Raw genomic sequence first — 20142 nt, 5'->3', positions numbered from 1 at the left:
GTCTGCTGCGTGCCGTCTCTGCTGGGTGCTGGAGGCCGCCTGCTGCGTGCCGCTGCTTGACGTCTGCTGCGTGCTGGGTGCCGTCTGCTGCGTGCCACTGGTGTGGCGGCCCGCCGCCGCCACCTTTTGCGCGGGCCGTGGAGGCGGCATTGCTTTTGGCGGTGATGACTGTGAGGCATCAATATGACTCACAGTCATCACGCTCCCGAGCCCATCGCCTCCGAGCCCATCGCCCCCGGCCCACAGCCTCCGAGCCCACCGCCTCCCCGACCCCCCGCCTCCGAGCCCATCGCCTCCGGACCTGCCACCTCCGAGCCCATCGCCTCCGGACCGGTCACCTCCGAGCCACTGCTCTGGAACGAGGTGCGACCACACCGAGGCCACCGCTGCCGCTGCGCGGCGGGTGGGAGGGACGGGCAGGCGGGCCGGCAGCGGACGGACGGGGTGGGTGGGCGGCGGCGTTTAGCGGCGCGCTGCTCTGGGAACCGCAGCGGGATGGACCAGCAGGACGAGCAGCAGGCGACCATCTCGCGGATCACCACCGGGATGCCGGTGATCGACTCAGCTGGCACCGAGGTCGGCACCGTGGACCTCGTCCAGCGGGGTGACCCGAACGCGGTGACCGTCCAGACACCGACCGCTGACCCGGGCAGCAGCCTGGACGAGCTGATCGAGGCGACCGCGGTCGAGGAGCCGGACGTCCCAGCCGATCTGGCGGCGCGACTGCTGCACAGCGGCTATCTGAAGGTCTCGACCGACCTGACCCGCACGGGCGCGGTCTACGTACCGGCCGACCGGATCGGGTCGGTGGCTGACGGCCGGGTCCTCCTGGCCGTCGGGGTGGCCGACCTGCCGCCCGAGGAGTGACCCAACCGCCCTGATCGACTCAGGTTCACGGAAATCGGGGTGTCCGGAGCCTCGGGACGGCCCGACTTCATGAAACCCGAGTGGATCTGCCCGACGCGGCGGGAGCAGGCTCGCCCGGCGCGGCGTGAGCGGGCGCGGCCGGCGCGGGTTGGCGGCGGTGGAAGAGAAGCAGCATCAGGCAGCCCGCGACCAGGCCCCAGAACGCGCCGCCCACGCCGATCAGCGTCACCCCGGACGCGGTCACCACGAAGGTGACCACGGCGGCCTCCCGGGTCGCCGGGTCGGTCACCGCCGCGGCGAGCGCGGTGGCGAGGGCACCCAGCAGCGCCAGCCCGGCGACCGCCTCGATGAGGATCGGTGGGGCGACCGCCACCAGCGTGGTGGCCACGCCGGCGCCCAGTCCGAGCACGGCCAGCCCGACACCTGCGGTGACCGAGGCGATCCATCGCCGCTCCGGGTCGGGGTGCGCGTCGGGGCCGGCGGCCAGCGCGGCGGTGATCGCCGCGAGGTTCACCGCGTGCCCACCGGCCGGGGCGGCGAGCAGACTGGCCAGGCCGGTGGTCCGCAGTGCGGCGCCGAACGGCGGCCGGTAGCCGTAGCCGACCAGCACCGCCATGCCGGGCACGTTCTGCGCGGCCATGGTGACCAGGAACAGCGGCAGGGCCACCCCGACGAGCGCGGACGCGTTCCAGGCTGGCGCGGTCAGCGTGACCGACGGGATCAGCGCGGCAGCGGTGAGGCCGGTCGGCGGTGCGGTCAGTGCGATCGCCGCCACGGCCACCATCAGCGCACCGGGCACCGCCCAGCGTCGGGCGAACCGGTGCAGCAGCAGCCAGCCGACCACCACCGATCCGGCCACCACCGGCAGCTCGACCAACGCGCGGACCGGGGCGGTGCACAGCGGCAACAGCACCCCGGCGAGCATGGCGCCGGCCACCGGCTTGGGGATGGCGGCTACCGCACGGCCGAGCGGCGGGAACAACCCGGCCGCGACGATCAGCACACCGGAGACGAGGAAGGCACCCACCGCTACCGGCCATCCTCCCGGCGGTGGTCCGGTCGCCACCAGCAGCGCCGCGCCTGGAGTGGACCAGGCCACGCTCATCGGTATCCGGTACCGCCAGCCCAGCCAGGCGGCGGCGAACCCACATGCCACGCAGAGAGCGAGCAGGCCGGAGGCGGCCTGTGCGTCCGACGCGCCCGCCGCTCGGAGCCCGGCCAGCACGACGGTGAACGAGCTGGCGAAGCCCACCAGCGCGGTCACCGCCCCTGCCAGCACCGGTTGCACGCGTCCGGCCACCACACTCCTCCCGACTGTTCCGTTTACGGAACGGAAGCGTGTAGCACGATAGCCGGGTGCCGCACCCACCACCAGCCCCGCGCCCGGGCCTCGACGTGGATCCCGCCGTCGTCGGGCGCCGCGTCCGCGCCCTGCGCGAGGAGCAGGGGATGTCGCTGTCCACACTCGCCCGGCTCGCCGGTGTCGGAAAGGCCACCCTCTCCGGCCTGGAGCACGGCACCCGCAACCCGACCCTGGAGACGCTCTGGGCGGTCACCGCGCAGCTCGGCGTACCGCTGACGGCGGTGCTGGCGGAGCCGGCCGCCGGGCCCACCGTGCACGGCACCGCGGTCACCGCCACCCTGCTGGAGGTCTTCACCGACACCGACGCGACCTACGAGCTGTACCGGATGCGGGTCGCGCCCGGCGCCGGCCAGCTCTCGCCCGCCCACCCGGCGGGAGTCACCGAGCACGTCACCGTGTTCGCCGGGGTGCTGCGCGCCGGGCCGGCCGACGCACCGCTGACGGCCGCGGCCGGTGGCCACCTCCGCTGGGTGTCGGACGTGCCACACAGCTACGCGGCGGTGGGCGACGAGGAGGTCGCCGCGAGCCTGCTGCTGCGCTATCCGCGCCGCTGAGACCGCGCCGATCGGTCACGGACCGTCGACCTCGTCGACGATAATCGCAATCATTTCTCGACCTAGGTAGGAGGCGTAGAGACGAATGCCGGTTGTTCTTGGCAAGCTTGACCCCATGACGCTGATCCTCCGCTCGGTCATCCTCAACGACATCGGCTTGGTGCGCACCAACAACGAGGACTCCGCCCTCGCCGGTGACCGCCTGATCGCGGTCGCCGACGGCATGGGTGGGCTGCCTGCGGGCGAGGTGGCGAGCGAGATCGTGATCCGGATCCTGGACGAGCTGGCTCCCCCCACCGACCCCGACGGCGCCGCCGACGCGCTGCGTGCCGTGGTCAGCACCGCCAACCAGCGCATCCACGCCGCCATCACCGTCGACCCGAGCCGGGACGGCATGGGTACGACGCTCACCGCGGCGCTACTGGCCGGGGAGACGCTGGTGCTGGCCCAGGTGGGCGACTCCCGCTGCTACCTGCTGCGTGAGGGGGAGCTGACCCAGCTCACCCGGGACGACACGTTCGTGCAGGCGCTTGTCGATCAGGGGACCCTCTCTCCCGAGCAGGCCCGCCACCACCCGCAGCGGTCCCTGGTGACCCGGGCCGTGCAGGGCGCCGACACCCCACCGGCGGTCGGGGTGCTCACCGTGGTCGCCGGTGACCGGCTGCTGCTGTGCAGCGACGGGCTCTCCGACTACGTCGAGGACGAGGCCATCGCCGCGGCCCTGGGCATGTACGCCGACCGCCAGCAGTGCGGTGAGCAGCTGGTGAAGCTGGCTCACCACGCCGGCGCACCGGACAACGTCACAGTCGTGGTCTCCGACGTCGTCGCCCGCTGACCCGTACGGCTCCCTCGGCGGCTCACCCGAACCGACTGGTTCGGGTACCGCTGCCACAGTAGGTGGTTGTGCCATCTAGCTAGCGCCGCTACTGTCCGACGCGTGGATTCCGACCGGCGCGGGCAGTGGCTGCGGGGGGTGCTCGACATCTGCGTCCTGGCCCTGCTGTCCAAAGGCGAGTCCTACGGCTACCAACTCGCCCAGGCGCTCGACGCGGCGGGCGTCGGGCCGATCCAGGGCGGCACGCTCTACCCGGTGCTGCTGCGCCTACAGAAGACCGGCCTGGTGACCGCGCAGTGGCGGGAGGGCAGCGCCGGGCCGGCCCGCAAGTACTACCGGCTCACCGACGACGGGCACGCGGCGCTCCACGCGGGCGGCAGCGCCTGGCTCACCTTCGTCCGGCCGGTGAACGACATCGTCACGAAGGGGGTCACCCGGTGAACGCCGACGATTGGCTGCGCACGCTCACAGCCGAGCTGCACCAGCGCCGGGTCGCGGCGGACGCCGCACGGCACGTGGTCGCCGAGGCCGCCACGCACCTACGCGAGGGCGGCGGCGACCCCTGGGTCGTCTTCGGCCCACCCCAGCAGTACGCGGGCGCTGTCGTGGAGAGCATCGGCACCGCGCCCGGCCCGCGCCCCGGGCCGGTCCGGCTGCACGCGGCAGGCATCACCAAGCGGTACGGACGGCGAACCGTGCTGCGCGACGCCACGCTCACCGTCCGGGCCGGACAGATCGCCGCCGTCGTCGGCGCGAACGGCTGCGGCAAGAGCACCTTCCTCCGGATCTGCGCCGGCCTCATGTCACCGGACGCCGGTGAGGTGACCGTCTCCGGGCGGCTCGGCTACTGCCCGCAGTCTGGCGGCACCGCCGACTTCCTGCTCGCCGACGAGCACTTCGTGCTGGTCGGCGCCGGTCAGGGTGTGGCCCGGGGCCCGGCCCGCCGCGCCGGTCGGGCGGCGGCACGGCAGCTCGGCTGGGAAGCGGGCGGCGACGTGCAGGCCCGCCACCTGTCCGGCGGCACTCGACAGAAGCTCAACCTGACCATGTCCACGCTCAGCGCCCCCGACGTGCTGCTGCTCGACGAGCCGTACCAGGGCTTCGACCAGGGCACGTACGTCAACTTCTGGGACCAGCTCAGCAGGTTGCGCGACGCCGGCGCGGCCATCGTCGTGGTGACCCACCTGCTCAACCAACTCGACCGGGTGGACATCGTGCTCGACCTGACCCCGGCACACGAGTCCGGGTGGCACGCGCCCGGCATCCAGGGAGGCCGCCCGTGAACCGGCTCGTCACCGTCGCCGAGATGACCCTGCGGGAGCTGCTGCGGCGTCGAGGCGTACTCCTGCTGTTGTTGTTGATGCCGTTGACCTTCTACCTGATCCGGCGGGACGCCTACCTCGGGCAGTCGGTTCGCTCGCTGCTGCTCGGCGTGGGTTGGGCGGTGAGCACCGCCGCGCTGTTCGCCACGACCGCGGCCCGCGAGCTGGAGCCGAGGCTGCGGCTGGCCGGCTACCGCCCACACCATCTCTATCTCGGTCGGATGCTCGGCCTGTGGACGGTGGGGCTGGTCATCTCCGTACCCTTCTTCCTGCTCCCGATGATCGACGGCGCGGACCTGCGGTACGGCGGCCTGGCGGCGGCGCTGCTCTGTTCCGTCGCGGTGGCGGCGCCGTTCGGAATGCTGATCGGTGCGCTGCTGCCCCGCGAGTTGGAGGGCACGCTGCTGCTGCTCACAGTGGTGACGGTGCAGATGCTGATCGACCCGGCCGGGTCGGGGGCGAGATTGACGCCGTTCTGGTCGAGCCGGGAGATCGCCACCTGGACGGTCGACAACACCGACCAGGGCTACCTCTCCCGTGGCCTGCTGCACGGGGTCGCCGTCACCGCCCTGCTGGCTCTGGGCGTGGCCGCGGTGGCCAGCGTCCGCCTGCGCCGCCGTCGCCACCTGCGGCACCTGCCGGTCGGCTGACGCCGGGCCGGCCGCGGATCGGGCCAATCCGGTTGCTGCGACCCGCGCGGCGGGTTGAGATGGGCGAATGACCATTCGCCGGGTGACCGACGACGACCGTCTCACCACCAGCTTTCCGCTTGCCGCGTACGCCTTCGAGTCCTCGCCGCTCAGCGCCGCCCGGACGGCGGAGTTTCGCGACTACCTGCCCTACAACCAGGGCAACCGGACGTTGATCGCCGAGGAGGACGGCACCACGTTGGCCGCCGTCTCGGCCATCCCGATGCGACAGAACCTGCGCGGGGTGGTGCTGCCGATGGCCGGTGTCGCCGGGGTGGCTACCCATCCGCTGGCCCGCCGGCAGGGACACGTCCGGACGTTGCTGCACCAACTCCTCGACGAGATGCGCGACGAGGGCCATCCGCTCAGCGCGCTCTATCCGTTCCGGCCCAGCTTCTACGCCCGGTTCGGCTACATCGGGCTGCCCAAGCCGCGCCGGGTCACCTTCACCCCGGCCAACCTGGGTTCGCTGCTCCGGGTGGACCTGCCCGGCGAGGTCGGCTGGGAGCGCGTTGCCGCCGGCTATCCGGCGTGGCGGGCGTTCACCGAACGCAACCTCCAGGAACGACACGGCTTCGCGATCTTCCCGGAGAACCGGGCGGTCGGGATGCGTGACCGCGACGAGTACTGGTTGCTCACCGCCCGGGTCGGCGGGGAGGTCACCGGCGCGGTGACGTACCGGATCGACGATTACGGCGGCACGCTGCACGGCAACGAGCTGCTGGTCACCGACCCGCTCGCGCGGGCGCTGCTGTTGCAGTTCTTCGCCCGGCACGTCGACCAGATCGAGCGGATCACCGTTCAGGTTCCGCCGGACGAGTTGCCCGAGCTGTGGCTGACCGACCTGGACGTGCACGTCGAGGCCCGTACCCAGGTGCCGGGTTCGTCCGCGCCGATGGCCCGGCTGCTGTCGCTGGACGCGTTGAGCGGGCTGCCCGCCGGCCCGGGCCGGGTGCGGATCGAGCTGACCGGGGACCGCTGGTTGGCCGGCACCCACCTGCTCGACGGCACGACCGGGGCGCTGGAGTTGGTCGACGACACCACCGGCCGCGCGCCGACCGCCACGCTCACCGCCGCCGGTCTCTCCGCCCTCGCGTACGGGGTGCTGGACCCGGCCGAGCTGCCACTGCGCGGTCTGGGCGAGGTGCCGGTGGACGCCGCCACGGAGTTGCGCGGCCTCTTCCCCCGCCGGGTGCCGTACCTCTTCGCCGACTTCTGAGCCCTCCTCACAAACGGGTTTGTCGCCTCGGCGAGCGTGGGTACGGTCCCGCGAATGCCGGAGTGGTTACAGGCGGGTGGATGGGGGTTGCTGGCCGGGTCGGCTCTGCTGGTCGGGGCGGCGGTCGGCTGGTTCGCCCGGGTGCCGCAGCGCCTCATCGCGTCGATCATGGCGTTCGGCGCGGGAGTGCTGCTCTCCGCCGTGTCGTTCGAGTTGATCGCCGAGGCGCACGCGCAGGGCGGGCTCCTGCCCACCGCTCTCGGCGCTGCCGCCGGCGCGGTGGTCTACACAGTGGCCAACCTGGCTCTCGCCCGGCACGGCGCTCGGCACCGGAAGCGGTCCGGCGACCAGCAACCCTCCGAGAGCGAGCAGCCTGGTTCCGGCTCGGCGCTGGCCGTCGGCGCGCTGCTCGACGGCGTACCGGAATCGGTCGTGATCGGCGCCAGCCTGCTCGGCGGCGGCGCGGTCAGCCTGGTCACGGTGGCGGCGGTGTTCCTCAGCAACGTCCCGGAAGGGCTGTCCAGCGCCGCCGGCATGCGCCAGGCCGGCCGCACCCGACGGTACGTGTTCCTGCTCTGGACCGGGATCGCGCTGATCAGTGGCGTCGCCGCGCTGGTCGGCAACACGCTGCTGGGGGGCGCGCCGCCGGAGGTGATGGCCGCCATCACCGCGTTGGCCGCCGGCGCGATCCTCGCCATGATCACCGACACCATGGTCCCGGAGGCGTTCGAGAACGCGCACCTGCTGGTCGGTCTGATCACCGTCGCCGGCTTCCTGACCGCCTTCGCCCTCTCCCACACCTGATGACGGCGTCTTAGCGGTGCATTAAACCGGCCCGGCGGATTCGTCGCGACGCCGTAGCGGCTCCTAGCATCACGGGGTGCGCATGACGTCGCTTGCCGCTCTCCTCGTCCTCGGTGTCGCCACCGCGACCCTGCCCGCCTGCGCGCCCAACGACCCGGCCCCCACCTTCGAGGCCGGCTCGACCGCCTCGCCGACGGCCCTGCCCACCGGCGGTCAGGGTGAGACGCCGGGGGCTCGCGACGGCCTCGGCGGCCCGGGGGCCAGCGCCAGCCCGAAGCCCGCCAACAAGGTGCTCGCCGCCGGCAACCCGAACGGCAGGGCCACCGTGCCGGCCGAGGCGCGAGCGGCGGACACCTCGAAGCCGACCCGGAGAATCGGCACTGGCACCCCGGCGAGTTGCACCTCCGCGGCGGTGGTGAAGGCCGTCGCGGCCGGCGGAGTCATCACGTTCAACTGTGGACCCGCCCCGGTGACGATCAAGATGGCCGCCACCGCCAAGGTCCGCAACGCCAACGGGCCGAAGATCGTGCTGGACGGCGGCGGCACCGTCACGCTGAGCGGCCAGGGGCAGCGCCGCATCCTCTACATGAACACCTGCGACGAGGCCCAGGGCTTCACCACCTCGCACTGCCAGAACCAGGATCACCCGCAGCTCACCGTGCAGAACCTCACCTTCGCCGACGGCAACTCCACAGGCGAGAAGGCCGAGGGCGGCGGCGGTGGGGCGATCTTCGTACGCGGCGGCCGGCTGAAGGTGATCAACTCGCGCTTCGTCCGCAACCGCTGCGACCGCACCGGCCCCGACCTGGGTGGCGCGGCCGTCCGGGTGCTGAGCCAGTACGAGAACAAGCCGGTGTACGTGGTGGGCAGCACCTTCGACGGCGGCTCCTGCTCCAACGGTGGGGCGCTGAGCAGCATCGGTGTGTCGTGGGTGGTGCTGAACAGCCTGCTCAGGAACAACGAGGCAATCGGCAGCGGCGCCAACCCGGCCAAGTCCGGTACGCCCGGCGGCGGCAGCGGCGGCGCGATCTACTGCGACGGCAACGAGTTCACCGTACGGATCGCCGGCACGATCATCGAGAACAACACTGCCAACGAGGGCGGCGGCGCGGTCTTCTTCGTGAGCAACAACCGCACCGGCACGATGAGGATCGAAAACTCGACCCTGCGGCGCAACCCCAGCGCCACGTTCGAGACCCGTGGCTTCCCCGGCATCTTCTTCCTGGGCGCCCGCAACCCCACCCTCACCAACTCCAAGCTCTCCTAACCCAACCCCGCCCCCCGCTCCCATGGCCCCCGGCGCCGGTGATCAAGAGGTTTCGGTCGTCGGGGCGGCGTTTCCTGACCGAAAGCTCTTGATCGACGAGCTGAGGGGTGGGGCGGAGCGGGCGGGGTGGGCGGGGTGGGGTCAGTAGGGGTTTCCTTCGCCTGGGGGGCGGGCGTGGAGGAGGGCAGCGGGGCGGCCGGGCAGGTTCGGTGCGCCGGACATCGGCGGGCTCGGCGTGTGGTCGCCGTCGGCCATTCCGGCGAAGAGTTCCCTGAGCGCCGTCAGCGCGCTGATCTTCGGCTGCCAGCCCAGCTCGGTCTCCGCGCGCTCGCTGGACATCAGCGGGGCGTTCAGACCCAGCTCCACCCAGCCCGCGTCGACCGGTTGCAGCCGCGCCCGCCAGGTCAGCGCCGCCGCCGCCCGCAGCACCGGCGCGGCGACCGGCACCGTCCAACCATGGAAGTGCCGGGCCACCAGCTCCGGGGTGAGCACCGGGTCCGCGGCGACGTTGAAGGCTCCGCGCGCATCACCCAACACCGCCCGCGCGTACGCGTCAGCCACGTCATCGGCGTGCACCGCCTGCATCCGCAACCGGCGGTTCGTCGGCACCAGCGGGATCCGGCCGAAGCGCAGCAGCCGCACCGGCGCCAACGGGCCGAGGAAGTAACGCGTGATCTCGGCACCGGCGGCCCGCTGGAAGATCAACCCGGGGCGCATCCGTACCACCCGCAGCGTCGGGTGATCCCGTTCGAGCCCGTCCAGCAGCGCCTCCACCTCCGCCTTGTGCTCGCTGTACGACGAACCGGGCACACCGGTTGCCGGCCAGCGCTCACTGATCGGGTGGTCCTTCGGGCCGGGCGCGTAGGTGCCGACCGACGAGGCGTACACCAGGGCTGGCACGCCGGCCTGGACCACCGCGTTGATCACCGCCCGGCTGCCCTCGACGTTGGTCCGGCGCAGCACCCGCTGGTCGTGGCTGGGCTGGATCTGCCAGGCCAGGTGCACCACCGCGTCCGCACCCGCGAACACCTCGGCGAGCTGCCCGGCCGCGCCCGGCGCGCCGATGTCGCAGGAGTGCCACTCCACCTGGTCGTACGGCTCGCCGGCATCCGGGCCGGGCAACCGTCGAACGACACCGGCCAGCTCAACGCCCCGCTCCCGGCGCAGCCGCCGCAGCAGCGCCGTACCGACGTTGCCGCTCGCCCCCACCACCACGATCCGCATGCCCGACCCCGTACCCGCCCAGCAGCAGCTCAACCACCCACCAGCGCGGTGACCCGCCGCTTGATCCACTCGACTTCCTGAAAGTCGCGGCATCCGCGCGCCCAGGACACCCCGACTACCGGGATCCCGAGTCGATCAAGGGCGAGGAGACTCCCGTACCCAGCCGTGCTTTTCCTTGCCCCGCCTACCGGCGGTGGCGGCCAGGCAGCGTGGGCAGATCCAGCCCACGGCGTCCGCCTCGGTGAGCACGTCGGTACCCGAGTAGTCGAAGCGCACATGCGGGAAGCGACGCAGACGGGTCCGGCTCAACGCCAGGCCGCAGACCGTCTGGTTCTGGCCGGGCAACCAGGCGTGCACCTCGCCACCCGGCTGGCGTACGCCATCGCGCCCGACCTCCTCCCCGGAGGCCGCCACGGCCGGCAGTCGGCTCGATCCCATGCGGGTCCTGGTTCCCCACCGGCCGCCACCCATGCGCCACCGTGCGGACCACTCCAGATCACCGACCCCACACCTCGGACCCCGCCCACCCGGAGGTCCTGCCCGAAGTCAGGCCCGTGCCGTCGCGGTCGAGCGGTGTCCGCAGGTCGGGCAGGCGTCGTCGAGCACTCGCCGACGTACGGTCTGGTGTCGTGCGGCCTGGCCGGCGAGGGCCGCTGCCAGCAGCGCCGCGCCGACAAGAAGGATCGACCCGGTCGTGGTGGCGTAGGCCGCCGAGGTCGGTCCACCTCCCTGGCTGCCCCAGATCCCTTGGCTGAGCTGGTTGGCGCCGAACAGGGCGGCCGGGGTGGCGAGCAGCACTGTCGCCCAGAGGCCGGCGTCGTCCGCTCGCAGGGCGCGACCGAGGCCGACGAGCAGGACCAGCGCGAACATCAACCCCCCGACCATCGCCAACAGTTCGGGGATCGAGCCGTACGAGGTGAACATGTTCCCGCCGTGCTCGGCGGCGCTGAATGCCACCGATGCGACAGTCACACAACCGGCAGTGAGCGGCGGCAGGCCACGCGCCACCCAGCCGGGATGGGAGGGCAGCGCGAGCGTGGCCAGGCCGAGCGCGACGGCGGGAACCAGCACGAACAGCGGTGGCCCCGGCTGCCCGGTGACGGCGGCCACGGGCGGCACGACGACGGTCAGCAGGAGACCGCCGGCCGCGACGGCGCGGGCCCAGGCCCCGGGCAGCGCCGTTGCGGTGACGGCGACGAGCAGCCAGCCCAGCCAGATCACGGCTCCGAGGGTCTGGAACGGACCGACCGGCTCCAGCCCGGCGAAGCGGGGATCTTCGAACTCGACCTGCAGGAGCAGAAAGACGGAGACCGCGACCAGGGTGTTCAGCGCGGCGGTCGCGGCCAGCGGGAGAGCCGCAACCAGCCCGAGAGCGCCGTACCCGCGCAGTCGCTCCCGGAGCCCGGCGCCGAGCAGGTCGACGGCGTCGTGTGGGGATGGCCAGCGCCGCCCCGGATCGACGGTGTCGAGGTACGTCCCGACGATCTCGTCGCCCCGCTCAGCCTGGTAGTCACCCGGGTAGGCCCACAGCAGCCGCCGGTAGCGGGACTCCAGCGGCGACCCGGCCTGATCCTTTGCGGGGTTGGGCTGGTTCATGCCGGGCCTCCGGTCGGTCGAAGGATGGGACGGGCGACCGTCAGGGGGCCGCGTGAGGTGCCGCCGGCGGCGCGGGTGCCCGCAGGTCGAGCACGTAACCGCTGCGTGGCGGCCTCGACGTTGCGGCGCAGTCGTTCGGTCTCGGCGGTAAGCACGGATCGGCCAACCTCGGTGAGCCGGTAGTAGCGGCGTAGCCGACCCTCGACGACCTCCTCGCGGTCCCGCTCGACCAGCCCCTCGTCGGCGAGGCGGTCGAGTGCGCCGTAGAGGGTGCCGGGCCGCAGCGCCAACCGCCCACCGGAGAGGGCCGCGACGTCGCTGGTGATGCCGTAGCCGTGCATGGGTTCCCGCGCGAGCGCGGTGAGGATCAAGAAGGTGGGTTCCCGCAGCGGCGTGGGTGTGGGCATGACGTCAATATATCGGTGATGAAGCTATACCGGTGACAAAGCGGTGCGGAAGTTTGACGGAGACGTCAGGCCGGTGCGCAAGCGGGTCGCTGAGCCCTGCACCGTAGACGGAGGTCCTGTGGCGCGGGCGTAGACCGGCATCGCTCCGCCGGACCGGGGGCGGACATCAGCCGGGCCGCAGACGGTCGGGTAACCTGAGCGCGCGGGCCGCTAGCTCAATGGCAGAGCTGTGGACTTTTAATCCATAGGTTCAGGGTTCGAGTCCCTGGCGGCCCACCATTCACCGACTCTGAGCTGCGACAACTCCGACCGGAGATCATCGGGCACAGCCAGGGCACAACTCAGGCGTGACGAGTTAGGCGGCTAGTTCCTCTGCGGCAGACGGGATGGTGGCAGCGTCGTCAGCGGTGCTCGCCGAAGACCGCCGCGGCCACCTGGTAGCTGTCGAACGCCCGGGCCGCCCCGGCGTACGCCTCTAGGTGGATGAAGAGCTCGACGATCTCCTCCTTGGTCACGCCGGACGTCAGCGCGATGCGCAACTGCCCCCGCAGCGGCTCGTGGGTGCCCAGCGCCGCCGCGACGGCCACCGAGATCAGGCAGCGGCTCCGCAGGTCCAGGCCCGGTCGCGGCCACGAGTCGCCGAAGGTGTGTTCGGTCGCCAACCGCCGAAAGTCCTGACCGACCGCGGGTTCCCCGTCGGCCAGCGGCAGGGTCAACGGTTGGCCGAGGAGGCGCTCCGCGGTGTCGAGGGCCTGCTGGTATCGGGGATCGTCGGGCATGCGTTGCCACCTCCGTACGTGTCAGCCGATCGACTGCCGTTCGGTTCCAGCGTCGCGCCTACCCGGGCGTTCGGTCGGCCGTTCCGGGAAACCGGTGGTCGGCATAGCATCGGATGCGGTGGAGCGCCTGCCCAATCTTGTCGAGCACCCCTCACGCCAACTACCGGCACAGTGAGCCGATCAGCTCATCAAAGCCGGGGAACTCTTCCCGCGCTGCGGTAATGACGTCATCCGCCGACCTGCGACGCGACGGTGCCCAGCGTTGGGCGATCTCCGTGAGGCGGGCATTTGTACGAGGCTCGTGTTCGTGATCGGGATAGGCCGTCGCTTCCCACGGGCCGAAACCGTCGGCGATGAGCCACAGGTAGTCCCACAGGGTTTGCGCCACGACCCCCGTTTCGCCCTCCGAACCGAGAAACACCACCGGCTGCTGCTCGATCGGCTCACCGTGACGCACCAGCCAGAACGCGGCGAGGCCTCCGGTGCCGTCCTGCCCGAAGACCCGGAACTCGGAACCGTCCAGCTCCGCGTTTCCGGTCCACGCCCTCCACCACTCGGCAATCTCGCCCGAGTCGAGGAAGTGCGGGTACGGCTCGAAGTCGACGCCGACGCCGTCCCTGTAGTCGAAGCCGACTTCATGAGCTTCGGACAAAGGAGTCGGCAGGGTACGGCTGTCCATCTTGACTACCGGGCTTCCGTGGAGACCGGGTCGAGGAAGAAGAGGCACTGGGCGGGGTTGAACTCACCTACCTCGGCGACGAAGCGGAACTTGTCGCCTACGCCGACGGTGGCGGGGATCTTCTTGCCGGTCAGCTTCAGGTCGAGGATGTTGACGTCCTCGTACTTGAAGGCCGGGCCGACCGTCGTGTTCGGTCCCATGTCGCCTGGGCCCAGGAGGAAGTCGTAGCGGGTGTCGTAGTCACCGTGGGGCGCCATGTTCACGATCGAGCCGTTGAACGCGACCGTCTTGCCCTCGTACCTGGTCGCGAAGGCCAGATTCGCGTCGTCGCAATCGTCCGCCTTCAGCAGCGCGGCGAACTCCGGATTGTTCTGCGGCGTGATTACCTCAGTGGCAGCCGACTCGACAGCGGTCGGAGCCGGCGTAGCAGATGGTTTCTCACTCACCGCAGCCGTCGATTTTTCTGGCCTGTCCTCCTTTTCGTCTCCGCCACTGAGTGCCGAGGCGGTGCCGATGACGATGGCCAGGATCACGAGGACGGCGGCTGCCGCGCCGATCAGGAGCCACGGCTGTGGCTTCTTCGGCCGACGGAAGTTGACTGTGGAGCGGAGCGTGCCTGGAACCTGTTGCACGAGCTCCCAGCCATCGTTCTGCATCTTCGAGATGACCCAGCCGTCGGTGCCGCGAACTGGCCGTACCGTCTTGTACTCGTACTTGATCTCGTCGGCCATGCGGCTCCGCGCCCCCTGAGTGGACTGCTCACACCAACTGCCTGGCGCAGCATAGGGGACAGGCACAACTGACACCGGCCGTGTGTAACGTCAGTTTGATCGACAGCGCCGCGGTGGGCCACATTCGCTGCCCGACGGCTGAAGTCGCGCTGGTAGCCTGACGCCTTTCGGCGAGAGGCGGAGTCTGCCCGGTGCACAGGATTCTGCTGCGTGGGTTGGTCGCGGTGGCGACCGTCTCCGTGGTGGCCGCCTGCGGTTCTCCGGCGGCTCCCGCACCGGATCAATCCGCGCAGGCAAGGAAGCAGGCGACAGTCACGGAGTCGCCTTCCCCAACAGTTCCGGCGACCGGCGGGCCCGGGTACTCCGCCGCGCTGTCCGCACGCCTGGTGACCCCGGAGTCGCTACCGCCCGGCTTCAGCGTGGAGATCGCGACCACCATGGCACTCGATGCTGGCGATCGACGTCCAGACGTCGGCGCAGCGTGTTCGCGCAGCATGATCCCGCTGCTGTCGGCGAGGCGGCTGACCGGAACTCCGTCAGCGATAGCCGCAGCCACCCTCAGCTTCGACGCGGGTCCCGATGACCTGTGGGTGGGAACGGAGGTCCTCAGGACCTACACCGACGACGGTGCACGGCGAGCGATGGCGGACCTGCGGACGTTCATCGGCAGTTGCCCGACCGTTGTGCTGCCCGACCAGGGCGGCAGTTATCGCTTCGCGGTCGCGGCCGGGCCGCAGTTGGGCGATGACAGCCTTCACGTCATCAACGCCACGACGTCGGGTCCTGAAACCCTGGAGTGGGACGTCATCCTCGTCCGGACCGGCACCACCTTGGTGGTGGTTCAGGCGGAGGGCAACAAGCCCGGGGGCGCCGAACACCTCACCCGGGTGACCGAGGCCGCGCTTCACAGATTCCAGACGACCGGGTCCTGAACGCCCCGGAATCCGGGCGCGTTGCAGGGGATCAACGACGAGGTTGGCACCTGGCGCGGCGGGCTGACGTAGATATCCTCTTCAGGTGCTGGCTCGTGTGGAGATCGTTGACACGGGTCCGGCACTGCGAAGGGACTATCGAACATGCCCCGTGTGGTACCGGCGGTCATCCGCGCACTCGACGTCCTGGAACTGTTTTTGGACTGCCCTCAACTGTCGGCCCGCCAGGTGATGGAGCGACTCGATCTGCCCCGCACGACCGTCCACGAGTTGCTCGTGACGCTTGAGGCTCGCGCGTACCTGATCTCGATACCGGGTCAGCCCGTGCAGTATCGGCTCGGCATGCCGCTGTTCCAGTTGGGCGCGGCGTTCGCGGGCCGGCTTGATCTGGTACGCGAGGCGCAGGGCGTCGCGCGGGACGTGGCCGCCGCGTGCGATGAGGCGGTTCATGTGGCGGTGCTCGACGGCGCCGATGTCATCTACCTCGTCAAGTTCGACAGCACCCACCCGGTTCGGATGGTTTCCGGGGTCGGGCTGCGGCTGCCCGCGCACTGCACGGCAGTGGGCAAGGTGCTGCTGTCGGCCCTCGATGAGGCGGACCTGGATGCCGTCCTGCTGAAGGACCCTCTGCCGGGCATGACGCCGGACAGCATCACCGCTCCGGATCTTCTTCGTGAGCATCTGGACCGGGTCCGGGTGGAGGGCGTCGCTGTCGATATCGGTGAGTCGGACACTGCGATGCGCTGCGTCGCCGCGGGGATCCGGGACCACACCGGAGCCATCATCGCTGGGATGAGCCTGTCCGCGCCGATCATCCGTTGGACGCCTCAGGTGCAGGTGGAATGGACCGGGCTGGTTCGCGAGGGGGCGGCCGCGTTGTCGGCTCGCATGGGCTACCGCGCGCAGCCTCGATAGGCCGCCTCCCGCTTTCGGTTCGAAACAACATCGAAACATTGACATCGCTCTTCGCACTGTTCTAGCGTCGCGACCACTCGATCCGGTATATCGAACCTAGTTCGAAATCTCGAACGGCGGTGGTCCCGTGGCTCGACCGAACTGGAACGTCAGCGCTACTGCCTCGGCCCGGTCGCCGATCGCCTCGACCCCGTCGCGCCATCCGACGAGCGGCACCCGACATGTCTCGGGTGGCTCCGACGAAGCGCGCGGCAGTGGCCGTCCCACTGTGACGGGCGGGCCCGCTCACCACCATGGCGGTCCACCGACGCACTGATCTCGACGGGCGGCCCTCGGTGGTCGCCGGCAGAAACCAACTGGAACACAACCGTCGCGGTGTCCGCCAGCTGTGCCTTCGGCGTGCAGCCGTGCGCGGGGAGATGAAGGAGGCGAGTGTCCATGGAGGACAAGTCGGGGTGGTCACGGCGCGGCTTTCTGGGGATGGGGGTTGGGGTGCTCGGCGCGGCCGGTCTGGCCGCGTGCGGTGGCGACTCCGATCCGCCCAGCAAGGTGCAGCCGGAGGTTCCGCAGGAGCTCATCGACGCCGCGGCGGCGATGAAGGGCTCCTCGATGGGCATGCTGTCGCAGAAGTTGTATTCGACGGCGGCGAACGAAGCCCTCGACAGCTCGATCAAGAAGTTCGCCGACACCACCGGCACGAAGATCGAGAACAGTCTGGTCCAGGCCGACGCCGGTGACGTGGTGGCCAAGATCGACGCCGAGGTCAAGGGCGGGGTGGCCCGTGACCTGGCGTTCATGACCGACTCGCGGTTCGTCGCCCAGTTCCAGGCGCTGGGCGACCTGGAGGACGTGACGGACGTCGTCAACGCGCTGACCGCCAAGTACGGCGAGCCCTGCGCCGAGGCCAAGAACTTCTGCGTCTTCGACGGCAAGTGGTTCGCCATCCCGTACCACTTCATCGGGATCGGGTCGTTCCTGCGCAAGGACTGGATGCAGGACAAGGGCATCACCCCCAAGGACATCTACAGCTGGGAGGAGCTGCGGGACCTGTGCCTGGAGATCTCCGATCCGGCCAAGCGCCGGTTCGGCTGGGGCATGACGGTGAACCGGTCCGGTGACGGCAACGGCATGATCGAGGCGCTGATCAACGCCTACGGCGGGTCGATCGCCGCCAACGACGGCCGGAAGGTCACCTTCAACTCCCCGGAGACCGTGCAGGCGGTGACCTTCCTCGGCGACATCTACACCAACCCGAAGTACAAGCCGATGTTGCCACCGGGGATCGCGAGCTGGACCGACACCAGCAACAACGAGAATTGGCTCGCCGGCATCCTCGGCTACACCCGCAACCAGTTCAGCGTGTACGCGGACTCCAGGACCAAGAAGAACCCGGTGCACGCGAACACCCACGTGTTCTCCGACTGCATCGGGCCGGCGACCGACAATCCGCTGCTGCTCGGCCAGTCGCAGGGCTTCGTCGTCTTCAAGGGTGCCAAGAACCCGGCGCTCGCCAAGCTCCTGGCGCAGTACCTGGTCAGCGCGCCCGCGCTGCTCGGGGTGGCGAAGGAGGCGCCTGGCCTGGTGATGCCCGCCTGGGAGAAGGTCTGGGACGCCGACCCGTTCTTCACCAGTGGCGACCCGGCGTTCCCCATGCTGCGCAGAATCACTGAATTGAAGCTGCCGCTGAACACGAAGAACGGCCTGACCTTCCCGCAGAAGGCCAGCGCGGGCCAGCAGGCGGTGGGGTCGGCGTACGTCCTCACCGACATGATGCAGCAGGTCGTGCAGGGCACCGCGCCGGCGCAGGCCGTGTCGGCCGCCCACGCGAAGATGGTGCAGATCTTCAACCAGCAGGGGCTGCCGCAGTGAGGTCTGTCCGTCCTGCCCGGGTCCCGGCGGCGAGAAAATCCTCGCCGTCGGGGCCCGGCTCCCTCACCGCTGTCCAGCGGCGGCTGGGTCGCGACTGGCGACTGGCGGCCCTGTTCCTGGCACCGATGGCGGTGCTGGTCGGTGGGCTCGTCCTCGTGCCGATCGCCCGGTCGATAATCACCAGCACCACGGAACGGCACGGGCAGGACACCGTCTTCGTCGGCCTGGACAACTACCTCGCGCTCGTCGGCGACGACCAGTTCCACACCGGCGTGGTGAACTCGTTCGTATTCACCGCGTACGCCGAGATTTTCAAGGTTGTGCTGGGGTTGGCCGCCGCCCTGCTGCTGCACCATCGCCGACGTGGGCGGGCCGTGCTGGCCGGGCTGCTCCTGGTGCCGTGGGTGGTGCCGACGGTGGTGACGGCGTTCAGCTGGCGTGCGCTGCTCGACCCGATCTTCGGCAGCGTCAACACGCTGCTCACCGCCACCGGGATCGGGCCGCTCCTGGCCAGCGCGCACCTTGTCGACAGCTGGCCCGCGGGCTGGCTGTCCGACCCGTCGCTGGCCATGCCGTCGGTGATCCTCGTCAATGTCTGGAAGGGGGTGCCGTTCTTCACCGTGTGTTTCCTCGCGGGGTTGAAGGCCATCCCGGCGGACCTCTACGAGGCGGCGACCATCGACGGCGCCTCGGCGTGGCAGCGGTTCAGAAGCGTGACGCTGCCCGGACTGCGCCACGTGATCACCGTGACGGTGACCCTGTCGTCGATCTGGACGTTCAACAACTTCGACCTCGTCTGGTTGCTGACGCAGGGCGGCCCGGGCGACGTGACGGCGCCGTACGTGCTCATCGCCTACTCGAAGGCCATCCTGCAGCTGCAGTACGGCGCGGGCGCGGCGGTCACGCTCGTCATGCTGCCGATCATCGGCGGGCTGGTGTTCGTCCTGGTCCGGTTGTTGCGCCAGGACACCAACATCAAACTGCCCCGGCGACGCCGCACAGCGCTGCGGATCGGGGCACAGCGGTGGGCCGGGACGGCGCGGCGGGCGCTGCCGTGGGTCGTCACCGCACTGGTCACCGGTCTGCTGCTCTGGGCATCACCGCAGATCTTCTGGAAGGCGGCGGTGGTCCTCGGTGTGATCCTGCTGATCGCGGCGGGGGTCGGCCGGGTGGTCTCGACCCTCCAGTCCCGAGGTGGTCGCCGTTCGTCGACAGCCGTCTCGGGTGTGGGTTCCTGGGCCGCGCTGGCTGGCTTGCTCTTCTTCGTGCTGGGCCCGCTGTACTGGATCTTCGTCACGGCCTTCAAGTCCGAGGGTCAGGTCGTCATGCGTACCGACGACCTGTGGCCGACGCCCTGGACGCTTGAGCAGTTCGGTGCCCTGTTCGACAACCAACCGTTCGGCCGCTGGTATCTCAACACCCTGCTGGTGTCCGCGGCGTCGACCGCTGTGGCACTGGTTTGCGCCGCCCTGGCGGGCTACGCGCTGGCCCGGCTGCGGTTCCGCGGGGCGCAGGGCTTCACCGTCACGGTGCTGCTCACCTACGTGATGCCGGGCGCGCTGCTGTTCATCCCGCTGTACCAGATGCTCATCGGTGCCCGGCTCACCGACTCGTTGTGGTCCCTGGTGGTGACGTACCCGACCTTCACGCTGCCGTTCGCCACCTGGCTGCTGGTGGGGTACTTCTCGTCGATCCCCATCGAGTTGGAGGAGGCCGCCCTCGTCGACGGTTGCAGCCGCATCCAGGCGTTCGGCCGGGTGGTGCTGCCGCTGGCCAAGCCAGGGCTGCTGGCGGTCGCGCTCTTCACCCTGACCAACGCCTGGAACGAGTTCCTCTTCGCCTTCGTGTTCATCACGAAGGACGAGTACAAGACGCTCCCGGTGGGGATGCAATCCATGATCGCCGGAGACGTCGTGCCGCAGGGACAACTCGCCGCGGCGTCGCTGCTGGTCAGCATCCCCGTGGTGATCATGTACGCCCTGGGGCAGCGCTTCCTGACCGAAGGGCTCACCGCGGGCGCGGTGAAGGGGTGAGCCGACGGGGCGCTGGTGGCGGCGCGCCACAGCGGCCCGAGAACGGACCGGCCCCCC

At 70.4% G+C, this 20142-nt stretch carries 21 protein-coding genes and 1 tRNA gene; 14 read left to right on the top strand and 8 right to left on the bottom strand.

Annotated features, from left to right (window positions below):
* The first annotated feature begins 495 nt into the window (after window positions 1-495).
* Window positions 496-867, top strand: coding sequence for a hypothetical protein (locus AB0B48_RS14860; RefSeq protein ID WP_091395802.1), 372 nt, complete (start codon window positions 496-498; stop codon window positions 865-867).
* Window positions 868-934: 67 nt separating this feature from the next.
* Here AB0B48_RS14860 and AB0B48_RS14855 read toward each other — a convergent pair whose 3' ends face one another.
* A complete protein-coding gene (locus tag AB0B48_RS14855; RefSeq protein WP_357201031.1) occupies window positions 935-2167 on the bottom strand; it encodes a benzoate/H(+) symporter BenE family transporter in 1233 nt (410 codons plus the stop codon).
* Between the two features lie 56 nt (window positions 2168-2223).
* Between AB0B48_RS14855 and AB0B48_RS14850 the strand changes: the two genes are divergently transcribed.
* The 8 genes from AB0B48_RS14850 (at window position 2224) to AB0B48_RS14815 (ending at window position 8920) form a co-directional block, all read left to right on the top strand.
* Complete coding sequence (locus AB0B48_RS14850) at window positions 2224-2784, top strand: XRE family transcriptional regulator (RefSeq protein ID WP_357201028.1); 561 nt, start codon at window positions 2224-2226, stop codon at window positions 2782-2784.
* Window positions 2785-2899: 115 nt separating this feature from the next.
* The gene (locus AB0B48_RS14845; protein ID WP_355004776.1) at window positions 2900-3619 is read left to right on the top strand and encodes a protein phosphatase 2C domain-containing protein; all 720 of its coding nucleotides are present in this window, start codon (window positions 2900-2902) and stop codon (window positions 3617-3619) included.
* 102 nt (window positions 3620-3721) lie between these two features.
* Window positions 3722-4060, top strand: coding sequence for a PadR family transcriptional regulator (locus AB0B48_RS14840; RefSeq protein WP_357201024.1), 339 nt, complete (start codon window positions 3722-3724; stop codon window positions 4058-4060).
* Window positions 4057-4902: an ATP-binding cassette domain-containing protein gene (locus tag AB0B48_RS14835; protein ID WP_357201021.1), complete on the top strand. Its 846-nt coding sequence runs from the start codon at window positions 4057-4059 to the stop codon at window positions 4900-4902. The genes AB0B48_RS14840 and AB0B48_RS14835 overlap by 4 nt, the downstream gene beginning before the upstream one ends.
* A complete protein-coding gene (locus AB0B48_RS14830; RefSeq protein WP_357201018.1) occupies window positions 4899-5591 on the top strand; it encodes a hypothetical protein in 693 nt (230 codons plus the stop codon). Before AB0B48_RS14835 ends, AB0B48_RS14830 begins: the two co-directional genes overlap by 4 nt.
* An 82-nt stretch (window positions 5592-5673) precedes the next feature.
* On the top strand, window positions 5674-6849 hold the full coding sequence (locus tag AB0B48_RS14825) for a GNAT family N-acetyltransferase (protein WP_357201015.1): 1176 nt from the start codon (window positions 5674-5676) through the stop codon (window positions 6847-6849).
* Window positions 6850-6903: 54 nt separating this feature from the next.
* On the top strand, window positions 6904-7653 hold the full coding sequence (locus AB0B48_RS14820; protein WP_357201013.1) for a ZIP family zinc transporter: 750 nt from the start codon (window positions 6904-6906) through the stop codon (window positions 7651-7653).
* An 82-nt stretch (window positions 7654-7735) separates the two neighbouring features.
* Entirely contained in the window at window positions 7736-8920 is a 1185-nt protein-coding gene (locus tag AB0B48_RS14815) for a hypothetical protein (RefSeq protein ID WP_357201054.1), read from the top strand.
* A gap of 141 nt (window positions 8921-9061) precedes the next feature.
* Here AB0B48_RS14815 and AB0B48_RS14810 read toward each other — a convergent pair whose 3' ends face one another.
* The 4 genes from AB0B48_RS14810 to AB0B48_RS14795 all read right to left on the bottom strand — a co-directional run bounded on the left by AB0B48_RS14810 (window position 9062) and on the right by AB0B48_RS14795 (window position 12147).
* Window positions 9062-10144, bottom strand: coding sequence for an NAD-dependent epimerase/dehydratase family protein (locus AB0B48_RS14810; RefSeq protein ID WP_357201010.1), 1083 nt, complete (start codon window positions 10142-10144; stop codon window positions 9062-9064).
* Between the two features lie 135 nt (window positions 10145-10279).
* Window positions 10280-10582: a hypothetical protein gene (locus tag AB0B48_RS14805; protein WP_124861128.1), complete on the bottom strand. Its 303-nt coding sequence runs from the start codon at window positions 10580-10582 to the stop codon at window positions 10280-10282.
* Between the two features lie 108 nt (window positions 10583-10690).
* Window positions 10691-11740 carry a GlsB/YeaQ/YmgE family stress response membrane protein gene (locus AB0B48_RS14800; protein WP_357201006.1) on the bottom strand — a complete coding sequence of 350 codons (1050 nt, stop codon included), beginning with the start codon at window positions 11738-11740 and terminating at the stop codon, window positions 10691-10693.
* The gene (locus AB0B48_RS14795) at window positions 11737-12147 is read right to left on the bottom strand and encodes a helix-turn-helix transcriptional regulator (RefSeq protein ID WP_357201003.1); all 411 of its coding nucleotides are present in this window, start codon (window positions 12145-12147) and stop codon (window positions 11737-11739) included. Before AB0B48_RS14795 ends, AB0B48_RS14800 begins: the two co-directional genes overlap by 4 nt.
* Window positions 12148-12351: 204 nt before the next feature.
* On the opposite strand from AB0B48_RS14795, the gene AB0B48_RS14790 reads away from it, so the two are divergent.
* Window positions 12352-12426: transfer RNA gene (locus tag AB0B48_RS14790), tRNA-Lys, on the top strand.
* Window positions 12427-12548: 122 nt separating this feature from the next.
* On the opposite strand, the gene AB0B48_RS14785 is transcribed toward AB0B48_RS14790, so the two are convergent.
* From AB0B48_RS14785 to AB0B48_RS14775, 3 genes are all read right to left on the bottom strand, one after another.
* Window positions 12549-12926: a carboxymuconolactone decarboxylase family protein gene (locus AB0B48_RS14785; protein WP_088986731.1), complete on the bottom strand. Its 378-nt coding sequence runs from the start codon at window positions 12924-12926 to the stop codon at window positions 12549-12551.
* A 160-nt stretch (window positions 12927-13086) separates the two neighbouring features.
* Window positions 13087-13605 (bottom strand): SMI1/KNR4 family protein, encoded by a 519-nt coding sequence (locus AB0B48_RS14780; RefSeq protein WP_357200999.1) that lies wholly within the window; start codon window positions 13603-13605, stop codon window positions 13087-13089.
* A gap of 5 nt (window positions 13606-13610) precedes the next feature.
* Window positions 13611-14336, bottom strand: coding sequence for a DUF4839 domain-containing protein (locus AB0B48_RS14775; RefSeq protein WP_357200996.1), 726 nt, complete (start codon window positions 14334-14336; stop codon window positions 13611-13613).
* A gap of 419 nt (window positions 14337-14755) precedes the next feature.
* Here AB0B48_RS14775 and AB0B48_RS14770 point away from each other — a divergent pair, with 419 nt between their 5' ends.
* From AB0B48_RS14770 to AB0B48_RS14755, 4 genes are all read left to right on the top strand, one after another.
* On the top strand, window positions 14756-15268 hold the full coding sequence (locus tag AB0B48_RS14770; protein ID WP_357200993.1) for a hypothetical protein: 513 nt from the start codon (window positions 14756-14758) through the stop codon (window positions 15266-15268).
* A gap of 144 nt (window positions 15269-15412) precedes the next feature.
* Window positions 15413-16183, top strand: coding sequence for an IclR family transcriptional regulator (locus AB0B48_RS14765; RefSeq protein ID WP_357200990.1), 771 nt, complete (start codon window positions 15413-15415; stop codon window positions 16181-16183).
* Between the two features lie 438 nt (window positions 16184-16621).
* The gene (locus AB0B48_RS14760) at window positions 16622-18052 is read left to right on the top strand and encodes an extracellular solute-binding protein (protein WP_357200987.1); all 1431 of its coding nucleotides are present in this window, start codon (window positions 16622-16624) and stop codon (window positions 18050-18052) included.
* Between the two features lie 125 nt (window positions 18053-18177).
* Window positions 18178-20085, top strand: a complete 1908-nt coding sequence (locus AB0B48_RS14755) for an ABC transporter permease subunit (protein ID WP_357200983.1) — start codon at window positions 18178-18180, stop codon at window positions 20083-20085.
* Window positions 20086-20142: the final 57 nt, after the last annotated feature.

It is taken from the genome of Micromonospora sp. NPDC049089, from assembly GCF_040648775.1.
GTDB lineage: Bacteria > Actinomycetota > Actinomycetes > Mycobacteriales > Micromonosporaceae > Micromonospora.
The sequence above is the reverse complement of the archived record's forward strand: the minus strand, read 5'-3'. Positions and strand labels throughout refer to the sequence as shown.

Excerpts from the sequence above, each read along its gene's own strand:
- AB0B48_RS14810 (WP_357201010.1), bottom strand. The coding sequence starts at position 10,144 with ATGCGGATCGTGGTGGTGGGGGCGAGCGGCAACGTCGGTACGGCGCTG.
- AB0B48_RS14775 (WP_357200996.1), bottom strand. The coding sequence starts at position 14,336 with ATGGCCGACGAGATCAAGTACGAGTACAAGACGGTACGGCCAGTTCGC.
- AB0B48_RS14845 (WP_355004776.1), top strand. The coding sequence starts at position 2,900 with ATGACGCTGATCCTCCGCTCGGTCATCCTCAACGACATCGGCTTGGTG.
- AB0B48_RS14815 (WP_357201054.1), top strand. The coding sequence starts at position 7,736 with ATGACGTCGCTTGCCGCTCTCCTCGTCCTCGGTGTCGCCACCGCGACC.
- AB0B48_RS14760 (WP_357200987.1), top strand. The coding sequence starts at position 16,622 with ATGGAGGACAAGTCGGGGTGGTCACGGCGCGGCTTTCTGGGGATGGGG.
- AB0B48_RS14765 (WP_357200990.1), top strand. The coding sequence starts at position 15,413 with ATGCCCCGTGTGGTACCGGCGGTCATCCGCGCACTCGACGTCCTGGAA.
- AB0B48_RS14795 (WP_357201003.1), bottom strand. The coding sequence starts at position 12,147 with ATGCCCACACCCACGCCGCTGCGGGAACCCACCTTCTTGATCCTCACC.
- AB0B48_RS14820 (WP_357201013.1), top strand. The coding sequence starts at position 6,904 with ATGCCGGAGTGGTTACAGGCGGGTGGATGGGGGTTGCTGGCCGGGTCG.
- AB0B48_RS14755 (WP_357200983.1), top strand. The coding sequence starts at position 18,178 with ATGGCGGTGCTGGTCGGTGGGCTCGTCCTCGTGCCGATCGCCCGGTCG.
- AB0B48_RS14860 (WP_091395802.1), top strand. The coding sequence starts at position 496 with ATGGACCAGCAGGACGAGCAGCAGGCGACCATCTCGCGGATCACCACC.
- AB0B48_RS14785 (WP_088986731.1), bottom strand. The coding sequence starts at position 12,926 with ATGCCCGACGATCCCCGATACCAGCAGGCCCTCGACACCGCGGAGCGC.
- AB0B48_RS14800 (WP_357201006.1), bottom strand. The coding sequence starts at position 11,740 with ATGAACCAGCCCAACCCCGCAAAGGATCAGGCCGGGTCGCCGCTGGAG.
- AB0B48_RS14805 (WP_124861128.1), bottom strand. The coding sequence starts at position 10,582 with ATGGGATCGAGCCGACTGCCGGCCGTGGCGGCCTCCGGGGAGGAGGTC.
- AB0B48_RS14780 (WP_357200999.1), bottom strand. The coding sequence starts at position 13,605 with ATGGACAGCCGTACCCTGCCGACTCCTTTGTCCGAAGCTCATGAAGTC.